Origin of the sequence: Streptomyces sp. NPDC092370 (assembly GCF_044755265.1) — a bacterium.
Taxonomy (GTDB): Bacteria; Actinomycetota; Actinomycetes; order Streptomycetales; family Streptomycetaceae; genus Streptomyces.
Genome location: NZ_JBIVQO010000022.1, coordinates 1 through 1,226 on the forward strand (window position 1 = coordinate 1; position 1,226 = coordinate 1,226).

Annotated in this window: 1 protein-coding gene; it reads left to right on the top strand. The window is 67.7% G+C overall.

Annotated features, from left to right (window positions below; genetic code table 11):
* Nucleotides 1–303: 303 nt before the first annotated feature.
* Nucleotides 304–1,098, top strand: a complete 795-nt coding sequence (locus ACIQHQ_RS36920; protein ID WP_402621071.1) for an SDR family NAD(P)-dependent oxidoreductase — start codon at nt 304–306, stop codon at nt 1,096–1,098.
* Nucleotides 1,099–1,226: the final 128 nt, after the last annotated feature.

Sequence of the window (1,226 nt, forward strand, 5' to 3'; positions counted from 1 at the left end):
GGAGAGACGCGACGACATCCACGAAGCCTTCCTCGGCCTCGCCACCTGCCTCATCACCCACCGCCACGTCCAACGCCTTTGTTAGGACCTCTAAGTGGTCTGCGCCCGAAGTCCTTCGGGGGTGACGCCGGAGCCGGGACGGTGCGTGTCGTGTCGTGTCGTGTCGTGTCGTTAGATGTTCGGGGCAGCCCCGGTGGGTCTGTCCCGGGGCGCTGTCTCTGCTACTCGTAGAAGGGGTGGCCCTGTGAGACCCAGGTTGATCCGGACCTGGTTGACCCGAAGGCCGGTGGCGAAGCTGTGCTCATGACCGACAGCAGCATTGATGTGACCGGCTTCCACAACCGTGTCGTCCTGATCACTGGCGGAACCAGCGGGATGGGCCTGGCCACCGCGCGTCTACTCTTGGAGACCGGCGCCCATATCGTCATCACCGGCCGCGACGATGCCCGCCTCGACCACGCAGCCGAACAGCTGGACAAGGCATCCGACCACGGTGCCCGTCTGTTCACGGTCCGGGCCGACTCCGCCAGCCTCACTGATCTCGACCGGTTGGCTGCCCTGATCCGCGAACGTCACGGACGTCTGGACGGGGTGTTCGCCAATGCCGGGGTCGGAGTGTTCCAGCGCAGTGGCGAGGTCACTGAGCAGGACTTCGATCTCAGCGTCAATGTCAACTTCAAGGGGGTGTTCTTCACAGTCCAGAAGGTTCTGCCGCTGCTCGACGCGGCGGGTGGCGGTTCTGTCGTGATCAACGCCTCGTGGACGCTGCACCGGGGCCTGGCCGTCGCACCGGTGTATGCGGCCACCAAGGCTGCCGTCCACAATCTGGCCCGCACGCTGGGCAGCGACCTCGCCGAGCGCGGCATCCGGGTCAACTCGATCAGCCCGGGCTACATCGTCACCGAGATGTTCGATGCCGCCAACCCGGACCCTGCCTCGCACGAGGCCATCCGCGCCCAGGTGCCGCTGAAGCGGCTCGGCCAGGCCCAGGACATCGCCGAAGCCGTGGCCTTTCTCCTCTCCCCGCGATCGTCCTACATCACCGCCCAGGACATCGCCGTCGACGGGGGCCTGGTGACCGCCATCCCGGCCTCCTGACGGAGGTGGTGGGGGGGGGGGGCCCCCCCGGGCCGGGGCCCCCCCCCCCCCCCCCCGCCCCCCCAGAGGGTTATATCAAACGGAAAAAAAAGGGGGTGGGACGACACCCCCCCCCCCCCACCCCCCCC

Excerpts from the sequence above, each read along its gene's own strand:
- ACIQHQ_RS36920 (WP_402621071.1), top strand. The coding sequence starts at position 304 with ATGACCGACAGCAGCATTGATGTGACCGGCTTCCACAACCGTGTCGTC.